Below are 817 nucleotides of genomic sequence, written 5' to 3' on the forward strand. Positions count from 1 at the left end.
TGCTGGTGCCACGCGATCCGCGCGACGACGGCAACCTGTTCCTGGAAGTGCGCGCCGGCACCGGCGGCGACGAGGCGGCGATCTTCGCCGGCGACCTGTTCCGCATGTACGCCCGCTACGCCGAGCGCCAGGGCTGGAAGGTGGAGATCGAGTCGGACAACCCCGGCGAGCATGGCGGCTACAAGGAAGTGGTGGCGCGCGTGGTCGGCCGCGGCGCGTACTCGCGCCTGAAATTCGAATCCGGCACCCATCGCGTGCAGCGGGTGCCGGCCACCGAATCGCAAGGCCGCATCCACACCTCGGCCGCCACCGTGGCGATCATTCCCGAGGCCGATGACGTCGAAGACGTCGTGATCAACCCGGCCGATCTGCGGGTGGACACGTTCCGCTCTTCCGGCGCCGGTGGCCAGCACGTCAACAAGACCGAATCGGCGATCCGCATCACCCACGTGCCCAGTGGCGTGGTGGTCGAATGCCAGACCGAGCGCAGCCAGCACGCCAACCGCGACAAAGCATGAAGCGGCTCAAGGCTCAGCTGCTCGACGCCGAGCGCAGCAAGCAGGCCGCGGCGCAGGCCGAATCCCGGCGCCTGCAGGTCGGCAGCGGCGACCGCAGCCAGCGCATCCGCACCTACAACTTCCCGCAGGGCCGCATCACCGACCACCGCGTCGAGGGCCTGACCCTGTACGACCTGCCCAACATCATCGAAGGCGATCTGGACGCGCTGGTCGGCCGCCTGCAGCACGAGCACCAGGTCGACGAACTGGCGCGACTGGCCGAGGGCAGCTGAGGATGGACGCGCTGGGCGAACGCGACC

Annotated in this window: 1 pseudogene; it reads left to right on the top strand. The window is 69.3% G+C overall.

What is annotated here, in order from left to right:
• Positions 1 to 790 (top strand): annotated as a pseudogene (gene prfA, locus JCM9942_RS17170) (peptide chain release factor 1); the annotation flags it as partial.
• Positions 791 to 817 lie beyond the last annotated feature (27 nt).

Source organism: Stenotrophomonas pictorum JCM 9942 (assembly GCF_001310775.1).
Lineage (GTDB): Bacteria > Pseudomonadota > Gammaproteobacteria > Xanthomonadales > Xanthomonadaceae > Stenotrophomonas > Stenotrophomonas pictorum.